The organism is Oceanisphaera litoralis, from assembly GCF_016907015.1.
GTDB lineage: Bacteria > Pseudomonadota > Gammaproteobacteria > Enterobacterales > Aeromonadaceae > Oceanimonas > Oceanimonas litoralis.
In genome coordinates, this window is sequence record NZ_JAFBBE010000003.1 from 184,127 (window position 1) to 199,184 (window position 15,058).

12 protein-coding genes are annotated in these 15,058 nt (G+C 59.0%); 1 reads left to right on the plus strand and 11 read right to left on the minus strand.

The genetic code is table 11. The annotated features are described in order from the left end of the window. Positions 1–29: 29 nt before the first annotated feature. From HNR62_RS16280 to HNR62_RS03005, 11 genes are all read right to left on the minus strand, one after another. The gene (locus HNR62_RS16280) at positions 30–566 is read right to left on the minus strand and encodes a type II secretion system protein (protein WP_204794595.1); all 537 of its coding nucleotides are present in this window, start codon (positions 564–566) and stop codon (positions 30–32) included. A 174-nt stretch (positions 567–740) separates the two neighbouring features. Continuing rightward, on the minus strand, positions 741–1,961 hold the full coding sequence (locus HNR62_RS02960) for a type II secretion system F family protein (protein ID WP_204794596.1): 1,221 nt from the start codon (positions 1,959–1,961) through the stop codon (positions 741–743). After that, complete coding sequence (locus HNR62_RS02965; RefSeq protein ID WP_204794597.1) at positions 1,961–3,658, minus strand: GspE/PulE family protein; 1,698 nt, start codon at positions 3,656–3,658, stop codon at positions 1,961–1,963. The genes HNR62_RS02960 and HNR62_RS02965 overlap by 1 nt, the downstream gene beginning before the upstream one ends. Beyond that, complete coding sequence (locus HNR62_RS02970) at positions 3,636–4,358, minus strand: tetratricopeptide repeat protein (protein WP_204794598.1); 723 nt, start codon at positions 4,356–4,358, stop codon at positions 3,636–3,638. The genes HNR62_RS02965 and HNR62_RS02970 overlap by 23 nt, the downstream gene beginning before the upstream one ends. Before the next feature lie 26 nt (positions 4,359–4,384). Continuing rightward, the gene (gene mshL, locus HNR62_RS02975; protein WP_204794599.1) at positions 4,385–6,004 is read right to left on the minus strand and encodes a pilus (MSHA type) biogenesis protein MshL; all 1,620 of its coding nucleotides are present in this window, start codon (positions 6,002–6,004) and stop codon (positions 4,385–4,387) included. Next, positions 6,001–6,321: a hypothetical protein gene (locus HNR62_RS02980; RefSeq protein WP_204794600.1), complete on the minus strand. Its 321-nt coding sequence runs from the start codon at positions 6,319–6,321 to the stop codon at positions 6,001–6,003. The genes mshL and HNR62_RS02980 overlap by 4 nt, the downstream gene beginning before the upstream one ends. Next, positions 6,314–6,964 (minus strand): MSHA biogenesis protein MshJ, encoded by a 651-nt coding sequence (locus HNR62_RS02985; protein WP_204794601.1) that lies wholly within the window; start codon positions 6,962–6,964, stop codon positions 6,314–6,316. The genes HNR62_RS02980 and HNR62_RS02985 overlap by 8 nt, the downstream gene beginning before the upstream one ends. Further along, positions 6,961–7,569, minus strand: a complete 609-nt coding sequence (locus HNR62_RS02990) for a fimbrial assembly protein (RefSeq protein WP_204794602.1) — start codon at positions 7,567–7,569, stop codon at positions 6,961–6,963. The genes HNR62_RS02985 and HNR62_RS02990 overlap by 4 nt, the downstream gene beginning before the upstream one ends. After that, positions 7,566–8,432, minus strand: a complete 867-nt coding sequence (locus HNR62_RS02995; RefSeq protein ID WP_239552544.1) for an MSHA biogenesis protein MshI — start codon at positions 8,430–8,432, stop codon at positions 7,566–7,568. Before HNR62_RS02995 ends, HNR62_RS02990 begins: the two co-directional genes overlap by 4 nt. 603 nt (positions 8,433–9,035) lie before the next feature. After that, positions 9,036–10,289, minus strand: coding sequence for a D-amino acid dehydrogenase (locus tag HNR62_RS03000; RefSeq protein ID WP_204794603.1), 1,254 nt, complete (start codon positions 10,287–10,289; stop codon positions 9,036–9,038). 230 nt (positions 10,290–10,519) lie between these two features. Next, positions 10,520–13,276: a response regulator gene (locus tag HNR62_RS03005; protein ID WP_204794604.1), complete on the minus strand. Its 2,757-nt coding sequence runs from the start codon at positions 13,274–13,276 to the stop codon at positions 10,520–10,522. 135 nt (positions 13,277–13,411) lie between these two features. Here HNR62_RS03005 and HNR62_RS03010 point away from each other — a divergent pair, with 135 nt between their 5' ends. Further along, positions 13,412–14,779 carry an SLC13 family permease gene (locus tag HNR62_RS03010; protein ID WP_204794605.1) on the plus strand — a complete coding sequence of 456 codons (1,368 nt, stop codon included), beginning with the start codon at positions 13,412–13,414 and terminating at the stop codon, positions 14,777–14,779. The last annotated feature ends 279 nt before the right edge of the window (positions 14,780–15,058 follow it).

Here is a 15,058-nt window from a genome sequence, read left to right on the forward strand (position 1 = left end):
GCCCAAGCCGCCTTTTACTAATTAACAGATTAACAACCAGAGACATCAACTACGGTTTTTGCCGGCTGATACGGAGTGGCTGTAACTGCGGTTTCACCTGAGCCAGAAGCAATGACTGCGGCTTCAGCTTCGGTATAAACCACAGTACAGTTACCATCAAGGCCTCGGGCACGGGGGGCAATGGTCAGTGTCTCATCATCTTTTTCAATAATATAAGAGCTGGTGCCCTCTGTAGCGGCATTAAAAGAATCGGCATCCTGCAGCATGGCAATGATACCGTCCTCTGACGCGGCAGGGAAACCCTGCACAAAGTCAACATTTGAGAGTTCGTCTTGACCCTTTTGTGGAGCGGCTGTTGTACCCAGCTTGTCATAACCATCCAGAATGGCTTTGGTATTGGCCAGTGTCATGGCTGACCGAATTGAACCGTTCAGAGCATGAACATTGGCTTCATAAGCATCGCCCTGCATGTTGATAAAACGCGGCGCAGCCACGGCACCCAGGATGCCCAGAATGACGATAACGATAACCAGTTCGATCAGGGTAAAACCCGCTGTTTTTCTCATGCTTTCCTCTATTTCGATTTATTTAACATTAATAACAAAACAATTCATGGATAACTTATTGATTTAATCATCAAATCATACTGACCTGATTGAAACCCTTCAATGCTTTTTGTACCAATAAAGGACATTGGTATGGGTACAAGTAATGCGTACAAGCAATACAAGCCAATACCTTTACCCCTTGACCACATTCATCATGTCCCACATGGGGGTAAAGATGCCCAGCGCCAGGATCAGCACCATGACAGAAATCACCACGATTAATATCGGCTCGATCTTGGAGGTCAGGTTGCTGATGTCGTAGTCCACTTCCTCTTCGTAGAAGCGGCCCGCCTCCATCACCATTTCGTCGACCCGGCCGGTTTCTTCCCCCACGCGGAACATCTGTAATATCAGCGGCGTAAAGACCCCGCTTTGCTCGGCCACCACCGACAGGCTGCTGCCGGACGACAGTTGCTCACCCATGCCCAGAATGGCTCGGGTCAGATACGCATTGGCCGTGGCATTACCCGCCAGGGTCAGCACCCGTACTATGGGCACGCCGGCGGTCAGCATCATAGCAAAACTGCGGCAAAAACGCGCAAGTAAAATACGTTTTATCAAGGGCCCGACGATGGGAATGCGCAGCTGCCAGTAGTGCCAGCGCAGGCGCCCGCTCGGGGTATTGACATAGCGCCAGATCACACCGCTGCCAACCACCGAGACCACCACCAGGTGACCGATGTACTGGGTAAAGAAGCTGGAGGTGCTCATCAAGAAACGGGTGGTCCAGGGCAGGTCGGCGCCCAGGCTGGCAAAAATACCGCTGAAGGCCGGGATCACATAGAGGTTCATCACTACCATGGCGGCCAGCATGGTGATGCTGACAAAAACGGGGTAACGAATGGCGGCCTTGACCCGGCGCCGGGTATCCAGCTCCAGCTGAAAATAATGGGCCAGCTGCAAGAAGGCCTGTTCCAGCTGGCCGGTGCTTTCGCCCACTTCCACCAGCGACACAAAGAGGCTGTTGAACAGATGCGGATGCGCCGCCAGGGCATTGGCCAGGGTCTGGCCCTGATTCAGTGCCTCGGCCACCTCGTTCAGCGCCCCGCTCATCACCTTGTTGTCGCTGGTGTCGCGCAGCCCTTCAACGATACGCAGTATGGGAATGCCGGCCCGGGTCAGGGAGGCAAACTGGCGGCTCAGGATCAACAGCACTTCCGGTTTAACGCCCCCTTTCAGAAATTGCTGCAGTTGTATCCAGCCCTTGGTGCCGGCGCGGGTTTCCCTGATATCGATCGGGATCAGCCCGGCATTCAGCAGGCTCTCGGCGGCGGCCTGAGGCGAGGCGGCCTCCAGCCGACCTTCGTTAAGCTGCCCCTGACGGTTTCGGGCCCGATACTGATAGAAGGCCATTATTCCATCCACTCGGCCAGGCGCAGCACTTCGCTCAGCGCCACCTCACCGGCTCGCGCCAACTGCAGGGCCGAGCGGGCCAGGGTGATGTAGTCCGGCGCGGCCGCCACCAGTTCATTGAAACGTTCGATATTCTGTTCGCGCAGGGTATCGGCCATGTCCTGAGTAATGTCCAGCCATTCATAGACCCCGACCCGCCCCTTGTGGCCGCTGTGGTTGCAACCGGCACAGCCCTCGCCCCGGTAAAAACGACCGCCGCTGAAGCCGGGCTCAAGATACTGCAAGAACTGCCGTTCACTCTGCTCGGGTACATGCGCCACCTTGCAGTGTTCGCACAGACGGCGCACCAGCCGCTGGGCCAGGATGCCCTTGAGGGTGCTGGCCACCAGATAACCGGGTACGCCCATGTCCATCAGTCGCACCGCCGAGCTGGGCGCGTCGTTGGTGTGCAGGGTAGAGAGCACCAGGTGGCCGGTGAGTGCACCGCGCATGGCAATTTCGGCGGTTTCCTGATCGCGCATTTCACCAATCAGCAAGATATCCGGATCCTGGCGCAGGCTGGTGCGCAAGATGCGGGCAAAGGTCAGGCCGGCCTTGAGGTTCACCTGCACCTGATTGACCCGCGGTAGCTGGTATTCGACCGGATCTTCGGCGGTGATGATCTTGCGATCCGGCGTATTGAGTTCGCTCAGGGCGCCATACAGGGTAGTGGTTTTACCGCTGCCGGTGGGGCCGGTCACCAGAATGATGCCGTTGGGACTGGCCAGTTTGCGCCGAAAGGCGGCCAGCAGTGCCGGGGGCATGCCGGCTTGTGCCAGGTTGCGAATGCCGCCTGACTGAGCCAGCAGTCGCAACACCACCGCCTCGCCGAATTGCACCGGCATGGTGGCCATGCGTACATCCACCGGGCTGTCTTTGATGGTCAGCGCGAAGCGGCCGTCTTGTGGCAGTCGCCGTTCGGCGATGTCGAGCCCGGCCATCAGCTTGAGCCGGGAGACCAGCGCCGGGGCTATGTTCACTTCCTTGAGCTCGGTTTCCTGCAGCAGGCCGTCGACCCGCATCCGCAGCCGGATAAGATTTTTGTCGGGCTCGATATGAATGTCGGAAGCCCCGACCTGCAAGGCATCTTCAAACAGTGAATACAGCAGTTTGGCCACGGTGGCGTCGCTGTTGTCCAGTCCCGCCGCTTCCAACGCCGGTCGGCTGGGGGTATTTTCACCCTGCAACTGCTCGGCCAGATTGGCGATGTCGTCGGTACGCCGGTAAAGCTGATCGTAAAGCCCCAGCAACTGCCCCTGCGGCGCCACCGCCAGCTTGACCTCGCGCGGTGCCAGCAGGTTGCCGATGGCATCCTGAGTGTCCAGATCCGCCGGATCCGACAACACCACCGTGGCCTGGCTATCGTCGGCGCTGATCACCAGCGCCCGGTGACGACGCGCATACACTTCGGACAGCAGCTTGACCGCCTGACGGTCTATCTCGACCTTGTTCAAATCGAGCAAGGGCAGGTCCAGTTGCCTGGCCACAAAGCCAAGCAACTCCAGCTCGGTCAGAATATCCATCTGCACCATCAAGTGACCGATGCGGCCGCCTTCGCGCTGCTGTTGCTGTAATACCGACTCCAGTTGCTGGGCGGTAATGACCTCATGCTCAATCAGCAACTCGCCGAGCCGTTTAGTGAGTTTGCGCTGTGCCATATTGCTCCAGTTGCTGTTCTACGAAACGCTGCGAGGCCATGCCCAGATCGGTACTGGCCCGCGCCCGTTGAAAGGCCGAGGTAAAATCTTCGCCCAGCTGACGCTGGCACAACCCCAGCCCCAGCCACCAGGCGCCGACCCGGCTTTGGGCCAGCAAGAGCCGATAGGTCGCTGCCGCCTGTTCGCACTGGCCGCTGCGCCGGGCCATGTCGGCCTTGAGGCTGTAATAGTCGAGATGTAACGGCAGCGGTGGCCGGCTGTCATCCAGCACCTGCAAGGCCGCATTGTAACGCTGCTGCTCGGCCAGCAGGCGGGCCAGCGCCAGGCGCAGGTCGGCCTGGTCCGGGTCCAGCTCCAGCCCCTGCTGTAACTGGGCCCGGGCCTGCTCCAGGGCGCCACGGCCAAACTGCAGTGACGCCAGCCGCAACCGGGCTCCATGCGCGTCGGGGTATTCCGTCAGCGCCCGGGCCAGCCGAAACTCGGCCCGGGCCCAGTCGCCGGCGTCCAGCGCCGCATCGACCTGCCGGCCGATGTCGGCCAGCCAGTCGGCCCGGCTCAGGGTCACTTCGCTGATGCTGAGTGTGCTTTCCGTCGCCGGCAGCGCCGCCGTGTGATCGGGCCATTCCGCCTGTGCCCACCCTTCTTCATCGGAAGCCTGTGCCTGGGCCGCCGACGATAAAGGCAGCAACATCAGCAGCATTCGAGACCAATACCGGGCGCCTTTCATCAGCGAATACCACTCTGCAATGAAGTGAATGGTTCGGGCTGCGGCGGATACCATTTTTCCAGCAGATTGCGCGAACGCTGCAGTTCTGTCTGCCAGGTGTTTTCATTAACCACCACGGGACGCAGCATGATCACCAGCTCGCTTTTCTGGTTACCTATTTTCTGACGCTTGAACAACTGCCCTATCACCGGAATGTCACTCAGAATGGGCAAACCGGATTCACTGCTGGACTGTTTTTCCTGCATCAGGCCGCCGATGATAATCATCTCGCCGGAGCGAGCCTCGACGATGGTATCCGATTCCCTGATGGTACTGCTTGCCAGTGGCAAAGCCACCGCCTGATTATCGCCAAACTGAATGATCTTGGTCACATCCGATACTTCACTCACCGAGGGATGAATATGCAGCAGCACCTTGTTGTCTTCCGCTATCTGCGGCGTGACATCCAGGGATATGCCGGAAAAGAAGGGGGTCAGCTCAATATCGGGCGTGGTTTCACTGGTGGCACTATTGGTCGTCGTGGTCAGCGAAAAATCGGTAACGAAGTATTCGTCGGTGCCGACCTTGATCACCGCCTTCTGATTATTGCTGGTGGTCACCCTGGGGTTCGAGAGCGTATTGACCTCGCCCTGGGTTTTCAGCAGTGTGATAACGGAGGTAAAATCGCCGTCGCTAAAGGTGAATACATTGTCGACATACGACTGAAAAGAGCCACCTGCGCTCACCAGGTTCGCAATAGGATTCAGATAACTACCGCTATTTCCTGGAACGGTACCCGTATCCGCACCGCGACTCAGATGCTGCCAGTCGATCCCCTGCTCAAAGCCGTCGTTCAGCTCTACCTCTATGATGCGGGCCTCCAGTATTACCTGCCGTTTTAGCTGGCGTTCGGCCCGGTTCAGGAAGTCCTCCACCAGCGCCAGCTCGTCGGGGGCGGCCCGCACACTCACCAGACCGGCCTGGGGGTTGGTGACCACCACCCGGCCTTCTTCGTTACCGATCAGCCGGTCCAGCGCCGACTCCAGATCGGCCCAAAAATCGTTGCTGGACTCGGTATTGATGCGGGTGGAACTGTTACCGGCGCCGTTGCCCCCGTTTTCGTCGCTCGAGAGGCTGCTGCCGCTGATGGCGGTTTGCGACCGGCCATTGCGCGACAACATCAGGTAGTTGACGCTGAAGGTACGGGTGCGTATCCCGTTGGGATACACCTGATAGACGCCGCCCTGTTGTTCTATGCCGTAACCGTACAGTCGGGAAATGGCGGTCAGGGTATCGGCCAGGGTGACCTGACGCAGATTCAGGCTGATGGTGCCGCGCACCTCGGGATGCACCGCCATGCTGATGCCGTGCTGGCTGGCCAGGGCATTGAAAAAATCGGTGGCCTCTACTTCACTGGCGGCAATGTTGAAACGACGCAGCCGTGGCGTCGCGGTCCTGGCCACGGCGGTGGCCCGGCCGCTCAGCAGTTCCTGCTCTACTTCCAGCGGCACCGCATCCGGGCGCATGGTCAGGGCTTCATCCAGCGCGGCCTTGGGCAAGGAGCCGTCCGGTGCATGCACGCAGGCGGCCAGGGAGGCAGCCAGCAAGGTCACCGCTAAAGGTCGTGTCGTGAAGTTCATTGGTTACTCGGGGTCGATAATGAAGGAAACAGCGTCAGGGTCAGGGCCTCGCCCTGGCCTTCCAGCAGAATATGATCCGGTTGGATGCGCACCAGCCGATAGTTGGCTACCGCATCGCCGGTCTGGTAACGGCGGCCGTCGATAATGGCGCTGGGCCGTCCGCCGCCGGTAAAAATGGCCTGCAACCGAAACCGGGCCTGCTGCGGGTGTTGCGCCCGGGGCCTGGCCGTTTCAACCGTCATCGGCGTTAACGGCCGGGTCGGATCCTGCAGGCCGGCGGCGGCACTCAGCAGCAACAATAAAAAAGAGTTAACCACGCAACAGCTCCCTGTCCTGGCTGATGGTAAAGAAATCGAGCCGTATGCTGGCCTCGGGATAGTGCTCCAGCTCGAATTCCAGGCCTCGCCAGAAGATGCGTCCGGATAGCTGCTCCAGCCGCTGTACATAATCGAGCAACGCCATATAGCTGCCGGTTAAATGCAGGCTCAGATCGTGGCGATACAAGGACTCGCCATGGTCTGGGCCAGTCAGCCGTTGAGGCGGCCGGTTGCTCAGTTCTCTTAATTCCAGCCCCTGGCTTTGCTCGAGTATGGTCAGCAGCAGAGCGGACATCTGCTCCGGACTCACCAGGGTACACATCCGCTGCTCGAGGTTCTCGTTGAGTCGGCTCAGGCGGCGGTTCAGCCGTGCCAGCTGTTGCTCACGATCATTATTCGACAGCCGGGCTATGCCCTGGGTCAGCTCATCTCGCAGTTGCTGCTGCTCGGCCAGCTGACGGTGCAGCCCTTGCTGTTCCTGTTGCAGACGGATCACGCCAGCCTGCAGTGTGGATTCATAAAGCAGTAATCCCAGCCAGGCCAGCAGCGCCCAGCCGGCACCCAGCACCAGCCAGCGCTCCCTTACGGACAGGGCAGCAAAGCGTTTCTGCCAGCCTTGCAGCTGTTGGGTCAACCGGCTCATGGGGTCACCTCGGCGCTCGTCATCTCGGCGCTCGTTACCTCAGCGCTATAGAGGCTGAAACCCAGGCCGCCATCGGGCCGCCGACTGATTTCGAGCTGGCCAAAGCCGTGCCCGCGCAGGCTGTCGCGCTGCTCAAAGCCCAGGATCCAGGCCGGCACCGCACTGGCACTGGCGGCCTCGCCGCGCAGCACCATGCGCTGGCCTTGCAGGGTCAGGCCCTGCAAGGCCAGCCCCTGCCAGGGAATGCGCGCCAGGTCGTTCAGGGTACTGGCATAAGACACAAAGTTTTCCTGCTGCAAGACGCCCAGCAACCGCTGCCGCGCATTAATGTTCTGCTCGATCCGCTCCTGCCGGCCATCGTCCTGCCGGCGGTTGAGTGCGGCCAGCCCCTGGCGCAGCTGGTTCAGATCAGCGTCACCCGCCAATACCGCCGCCTGCAGGGCATTGTTCTGTTGCTGCAACCGATACTGGCTGACGCCCGCATAGGCGAAGATGATGCCCCACAGCAAGACAATGACCAGACCGATCCGCCACAGCAAACCGATGGAGGCCGGGTCTGACGAGGGCTTGAGGGCGGCCTGATAAAACTCGATGCGCCGTTTCACCCTTGCTCCTCCCGCAATATTCCCAGCGCCGGCAGGCTGATGGGGCTCAGGGTATTGCTGGTTAAGGATTCGGACTGAATATTGAATACCTGACTGATGGCTTCCTGAATGGCCGGTGTTACGCGCTGAGGCAATGCCAGGTACCAGCGATTGGGCGTGTTCAGTTTGAGCTGGCCGACCGCATAGTCGATGCTGCGCTGCAGCTCCAGCAGAAGGTTGTCGAATACAAACTGATCGACCGGCATCTGTTCATCATCCAGCGCCTGAAAGCCGCGAATGGTACGGGAAAAATGCCATTGCCGCTGATGAATGAAGGTCAGGATCAACTCCTGTCCCGGCATCTTGTGCAGCAAGAGGCCGCGCACCCCGGGCTCCAGCAGGTTGGCCATGGCCAGCTCATCCACCCCTATGGTGGCGATGTCACATTGTGGCGTCACCGCCTGCACCAGCTCGGCCAACCGCTCCCGCTCGCTGCTGTATACCGCTATGCGTGCCTGACCCGTCGGGCTCGGCGGCAGCGCGATATAATCAAACAGCAGCGAGTCTACCGGTTGATCCACCAATTCTCTCATGCACCAGGGCAGCGCCTGCGCCAGCTCGTTGTCGGGCATGGCAGGTTTATCCAGCTGACTCTGCTGGTACCAGTACCGGCTCAACACCAGATGCAGCCGTCGCCCCTGCCATTGCTGCTCGTTCAGCAGCGCACGCAGCGCCTGTATCAATGGCTCGCCATTACCGACTTCACGCCGTACCGGCTGTTGCGGCTGCCGTTCATCAATGGCAACCAGGCAGTGAGGCGTAAGATAAACGCCCACCGACGACGATGCTCTGGCGGGTTTGAACCAGCGGGAAATAAGGCCCATTTTTACCATACAAAAAGAATGAAAACGCCAGTATAAACAGATAAAAATTATTTATAAACAAGCCACTATCAGGCAATGACCAGACCGTCAGAAAAGGGGCTCTAATAGCCCCCCTTTAAAAATTTATCTGGATTGAAATCAACAATTAAACAGCAATAAACCCGACATGAAAAATCAGAGAAACGTCAGGGTCAGGTAGATAAGTAATGCTGCATAACAGCTGTGGCTCTGTCGTCATTCCCGCGAAGGCGGGAATCCAGGACGTGTGGCGCAGAACGGTCAGGCTGCTGGTTGCCTGCAAAGGCACTGGCCCCCCGCCTTCGCGAGGGTGACGATAAAGGCAAACCAGCGCCAGAATCCATATCAGTTATAGGGTGTTGCTTAACCAGCGGAATCGTCGGTACCGACAAGGTATTATCAAAGTATTACCAAAGCATTACCAAAGCATTACCAAGGCATTACCAAGCAGGACTAGGCTGGCCATGTTATCGGGCTGGCAGTAGGGTAGAAAACATGGATAAAGACGCAAAAGGCGCCGGTATGGCGCCTTGCTATGATGTTGCCCGACCGCCGAACCCGGCGGCGGTGTGGCGATAAAGCGCCTTAGCCGTAGCGGCTGAAGGCCAGGCCGCTGTCGTCGATTTCCGGCTGCCTGCCGCTGATGAGATCGGCAATCAGCTTGCCGGAGCCGGCGCCCATGGTCCAGCCCAGGGTGCCATGGCCGGTATTCAGCCACAGGTTCTGGTAACGGGTGCCGCCGATAATGGGGGTGCCGTCCGGGGTCATGGGGCGGAAGCCGGTCCAAAACTCGGCTTCCTCTACCTTGCCGCCTTCGGGGAACAGGCTTTTCACCGACTCGGCGATGGTGGCACGACGAGCCGCGGGCAGGTCCGCATTGAAGTCGGCCAGTTCGGCGGTGCCGGCGGCCCGAATACGATGTTCGAAACGGGTGATGGCCACCTTGTAGGTTTCATCCATCACGGTCGACTGGGGTGCATCGGCGTCGTTCTTGACGTCCAGGGTCAGTGAATAGCCCTTGATCGGGTAGACCGGCAGACGAATACCCAGCGGATTGAGCAGGAAGGGAGAATAACTGCCCATGCACACCAGCACCTGATCGGCGGTTTCCAGACCGTGAGAGGTTTGCGCGCCGCGAATCTGGTCGCCTTCACTGACCAACGCCTTGATCTCGGTATTGAATTTGAACACGACGCCGTTTTCCTGACACTTTTTCACCAGCAATTTGGTAAAGAGATTGCAGTCACCGGTTTGATCGTCGGGAAAGTGCAGACCGCCCACCAGTTTGTGCTTCACCCGCGCCAGGGCCGGCTCGCGGGCAATGCATTCGTCCACGTTCAGCATGGCATGAGGCACCTTGAACTCCTGCAACACCTTGATGTCCTTGCCGGCATCATCAATCTGCTTCTGGGTGCGGAACACCTGCAGCAGACCCTGCTTGCGGCCTTCGAATGGCAGCTTCAGTTCCTCCTGCAGCGCGTTGATGCACTGACGGCTGTATTCGGACACCCGTACCATGCGCGACTTGTTGACCCCGTAGGATTTTTCATTGCAGTTGGCCAGCATCGACAGCATAAACTGCCACTGCGCCGGGTTGAGACTGGGGCGCAGCTTGAGCGGCGCATGGGTCTGAAACATCCACTTGACGGCTTTCTGGGGAATACCGGGGGCGGCCCAGGGGGAGCTCATGCCGAAAGAAAGCTGGCCGGCATTGGCGAAGCTGGTTTCTTCGGCCGCATCGGGCTGCCGTTCGACCACCACCACCTCGTGGCCCTGTTGCGACAGATACCAGGCGCTGGTCACACCGACGACACCACTACCCAATACTAATACTTTCATGACACTCCCCTACCAAGATGCTTGCGTAGCGGCAATATCGTCTAAAAAAATAATAAAATCCAGAGCAAAACACAGGGCCATATCCGGCGGGATTGAGCGGATTACCGCCAGTAAATGCACGGGCTCGATCTTTATCTGAGCCCGCTTTCATCACCAGCATATAAGTTCAATTAACAATACAAAACCAGATTAATTAACTACTAAATAGCGAAATGTGACAAACATCTCAATTAGATAAAGTCCCGTTCTCCGGATCCCGCCTGGCCATTGGCCAACCGGGCGATCGCGTCGGTCAGGGCCGCCAGCTGCGCCGGCTCCGGTCGTCGCCGCTGTTGCAACGGCAACCGCAATGTCAGTGCCTGCTCCGCCAAGGGTGCCAGCCCACAGCCCCTGGCCTGTTCAGCCAGATCCGTGACCACCGCCAGCGCCTCTGTCCAGTCTTCGCCGGCCAGGGCGGCCTGCAACAGCCAGACATCATCCTGATGCTGCTCGCTGAAATCCGCTCTTTGCCGGTCAAGGTGCTCGCTGGCGGTATCGCTGGCTGTCTCGGTGGCGGTATCGATGACGGTACCGATGGCGGTATCGGTGGTGGTATCGATGGTGGTATTGATGATGGTACCGATGGCGGGCCTGGCGTCGTCACTCAAGGCGGCTGTCGTGATCGGTTGCGTGACCACGGCGTCCGGGTGTTCAACGTCGGCACCTGCCGCCGGTGAATGTTCCAATACCTGCGTCAGCGCCTGATAGAGATCGAGCCGGTTGACCGGCTTGGTGACATAGCCATTCATGCCCGCCTTCAGGCTGGCTTCCCGGTCGCCGCGCATGGCGCTGGCGGTGAGCGCGACGATGGGAATATCGTGATGCACCCTGAGCTTGCGGATCTGGCGCGTCGCCTCTACCCCATCCAGTATCGGCATCTGCAAGTCCATCAGAATGGCGTCAAAGCGGCGCCCGGCCATCAGCTCAACGGCCTGGCGACCGTTGTCGGCCAGGGTCACCGGCACCTCGACCTGTTTCAGAAACTCCACCATCAGCTGCTGGTTCATGCGGTTGTCTTCGGCCAGCAATATCTGTTTGCCTGCCAGCCGAGCCCGATAAAACGCCAGATCCTGCAAGCCTGCCACCCTGGCTCGGCCGGCGCTATCGTCATCATCACCCAGTACCTGCTTCAGACACTGGCGCAGGCTATGGACGGTAATCGGCTTGGACAGATAGTGATGAATGCCCAGCGTCTGCATCCGGGCTTCTGGCCGCTCCCGACCGAAGGCGCTCATGATCACCACCCCGATATGACCAAAATGGGGCTGCTGCACCAGATAACGGGCCAACTCCAGGCCGTTATCCTGCCCCAGGCAGCAATCGATGAACGCCAGATTCAGCTCGGCGCCCCGCTTGTGGAGCAGTTCCCTGGCCGTGCCCGCATCCTGGGCGCTGTACACCACCATACCGAGCCCATCGAGTAACCGACTCATCAGCTCCAGCACCAGGACGTTATCGTCAACCAGCAGTACCTTTTGCCCCGCCAGGTGTGTCGGCGCCGGCTCGGCCCGGGCCAGGGTGGCCGGCCGCAACGGCAGCTTGACGGTAAAGGTGGAGCCCCGCCCCGGCTGACTCGTCACCGCTATGGTCCCGCCCATCTGCTGCACCAGATGGCGGCTGATGTTCAGACCCAGACCGCTGCCGCCGTACTTGCGGGTGGTGCTGGCATCGACCTGGGTAAAAGACAGAAACAGCCGGTCGAGCTGATCGGGCATGATACCGATGCCCGTATCGCTGACCTCGAAACACAGCCGGGGCTCTGACTCGTTGCACACCGACACCGTCAGCACCACTTCGCCGCGTTCGGTAAACTTGACGGCATTATTGACCAGGTTGACCAGCACCTGTCCCAGGCGCAATGGGTCGCCATGCAAACCGTCGGGCACCGCGGCGACCTTATTGATGATGACCTCCAGCTGCTTCTGCTCGGACATGTCGGCAAAGAGCCCGGAGAGTCGTTCAAGCAGTTCGTTGAGATCGAATTCGATATCTTCCAGCTCCAGCTTGCCCGCCTCTACCTTGGTCAAATCCAGAATGTCGTTGATCAACAGCAAGAGATTTTCGGACGAGTTTCTGATTTTTTTCAGGTATTCGGCCTGTTGCCCCGTCAGTGGTGTCTGCTGCAACAGGGAAGAAAATCCGATGATGGCGTTCATGGGGGTGCGAATTTCGTGGCTCATGTTGGCCAGAAAATCGGTTTTGGCCCGGGCCAGCGCAAACGAGGCCTGGCTCGTCTCGCGCAACTGCCGGTTGCGTACCGCCAGCAACAGCAGACCAATACTGAAACACAGCAGCAACAGCAATGCCACGACCGCCTGCATACTTTCCCGGCTGGCTCCGGCCTGGCGCCGCCAGTCGGTGATCTGCCCGAACAGCGCAGAAAGATCATCCGCGGCAATCGCCTCGCGCAGCCGTATCATCTCTCCCAGACTGTGTCGGTATAGCCGGTGGTAATAGAGGGCATCCTGCCACTCGGCGGTTGCCGTTTGCTGTAAACGCTCGGCTTCGTCGTCAAGCGCATGCAGAAACATCTGGTTAGAGGCGGTCAGATAGAGCCGGCTGTACTGCAATAACTGTTGGTACCCTGGCCGGGCCGGCAGTAACTGAAGGGCTTCGGCGAAAGTCTTCAGCGCATAACGCCCGCGCCTGTCCGCATCCTGCAGGGCCTGCAGGGTTTCCTGGTAGCGGTTCAGCTCGGCAAGCACCTCGTCGACGCCCTCCAGTGGAGCCGGGCGTTGTTTGATAAACCGCACAAAGCGGGACACCGCCAGCGTCAGCGAGGTGACCTGCTCGCTCAGTACCGGGCCGCTGCCTGCATGGGTCATCAGCCTGTGTTGCTGCTGGTGCAGGGCCTTCAGTACCGGCGCGGCCTGCTGCTGCAGCGCCTGATAATAGCGATACTGATGATACCGGTTACCGCCATAGCCCAGCAGCAGCAAGAACATCATGAGCCCGTATACCAGTATTGCCCAGCGCGGAACCTGGGCAAGGCGCCGTTTTGCAATCGACATCATCTTTTATGCCCACCGTCTGGTGATATACTGGCAACCGCAAAAAAAACAATAAAATAACGAGAGAAACACATGACTGGCGATACTCCGCAACAAAGTGTAAACACCAGGGCCAAATGGGGCATTCTCGGCGCCAACCTGATCCTGTTCCTGCTTTTGCTCAATACACTGCCTTTTGACCCCGGCGTCACCAAGGGGCTGAGCCTGCTGGTCTTTATTGCCGTACTCTGGCTGACCGAAGCAGTCCATATTACCATCACGGCGCTGCTGGTGCCGCTGCTGGCGACCCTGCTCGGCGTGCTGAATACCACTGCGGCCCTGAGCAATTTCTCGAATTCCATCATTTTCCTGTTTCTGGGTGGCTTTGCACTGGCCGCCGCCATGCACAGCCAGCAGCTGGATCGGCTGATTGCCGGCCGCATCCTGCAGTTGGCCAAGGGCCGGCTTGGTGCCGCCGTATTCCTGCTGTTTGCGACCGCCGCCTTTCTGTCGATGTGGATCAGTAACACCGCCACCACCGTCATGATGTTGCCGCTGGCGCTGGGCCTGCTGAGCTGTCTGGATGGCGAGCGTCATCGCAGTACTTATCTCTTCGTACTGCTTGGCGTGGCCTACAGCGCCAGTATCGGCGGCATCGCCACCCTGGTCGGCAGCCCGCCCAATGCCATTGCCGCCGCCGAAGTGGGCCTGAGCTTCAGCGAATGGATGGCCCTGGGTCTGCCCATTACCCTGCTGCTGCTGCCGATGGCCATACTGGTGCTCTATCTGTTGTTTCGCCCCAAACTGGGCGAGCGCATCGAACTGGCCGAAGAGCATATCAGCTGGACCGGCAAGCGTAAGACCACCCTGGCCATCTTTGCCCTGACCGTGTTTCTGTGGGTGTTCTCCGGCCCCGTGTCCAGGGCGCTCGGCGGCCTGGCATCCTTCGATACCATAGTCGCGCTACTGGCCATTGCCCTGATCGGCATTACCCGGGTAGCGGAATGGAAGCACATTGAAAAGCATACCGACTGGGGGGTATTGCTGTTGTTTGGTGGGGGTCTGACCCTGAGTCATGTACTCAAAGCCACCGGCACCAGCGAGTTTCTCGCCCACCATCTGGCCGACATGCTGGGTAACGCCAACCCCTTCGTGATCCTGCTGGTCATTACCGCCTTCGTGGTATTTCTGACCGAGCTGGCGTCCAATACCGCCAGTGCGGCGCTGTTGATCCCGGTGTTTGTGGCGGTAGCCGAAGGCCTGGGGCTGACCCCGGTGATGGTGGCGTCCGTGATTGCGGTCTCTGCCTCTTGCGCCTTTATGCTGCCGGTGGCTACCCCGCCCAACGCCATCGTGTTCGGCTCCGGTTACATTCGCCAGAAAGACATGATGAAGGCGGGCTTTGTGCTCAATCTGGTCTGTATCGGCATGCTGGCGGTGTATTTCTTCGTCTTCGCCTGAGCCTTATTGTTGTAAATACAAAAACCGTAAATATAAAAACCGTAAATACAAAAAGCCGCTGAACGTCAGCGGCTTTTTTTTCGGGCGCCTCCTTGCCTGTTTATGGCTGCCGGCAGCACCCAAAGGGAGCTCTCGACGACTTTTATTGCCCTCTCTCCCTACTCTGCGCCCCGCTTATCTATCCTTACCATAAACACCGTAAAGCCCCGTCATTCATGGCGGGGATATAAGGTGTGAACGGCGTAGCCGTTCCGTGGTTAATGGGGCGTTTGTTGTTGC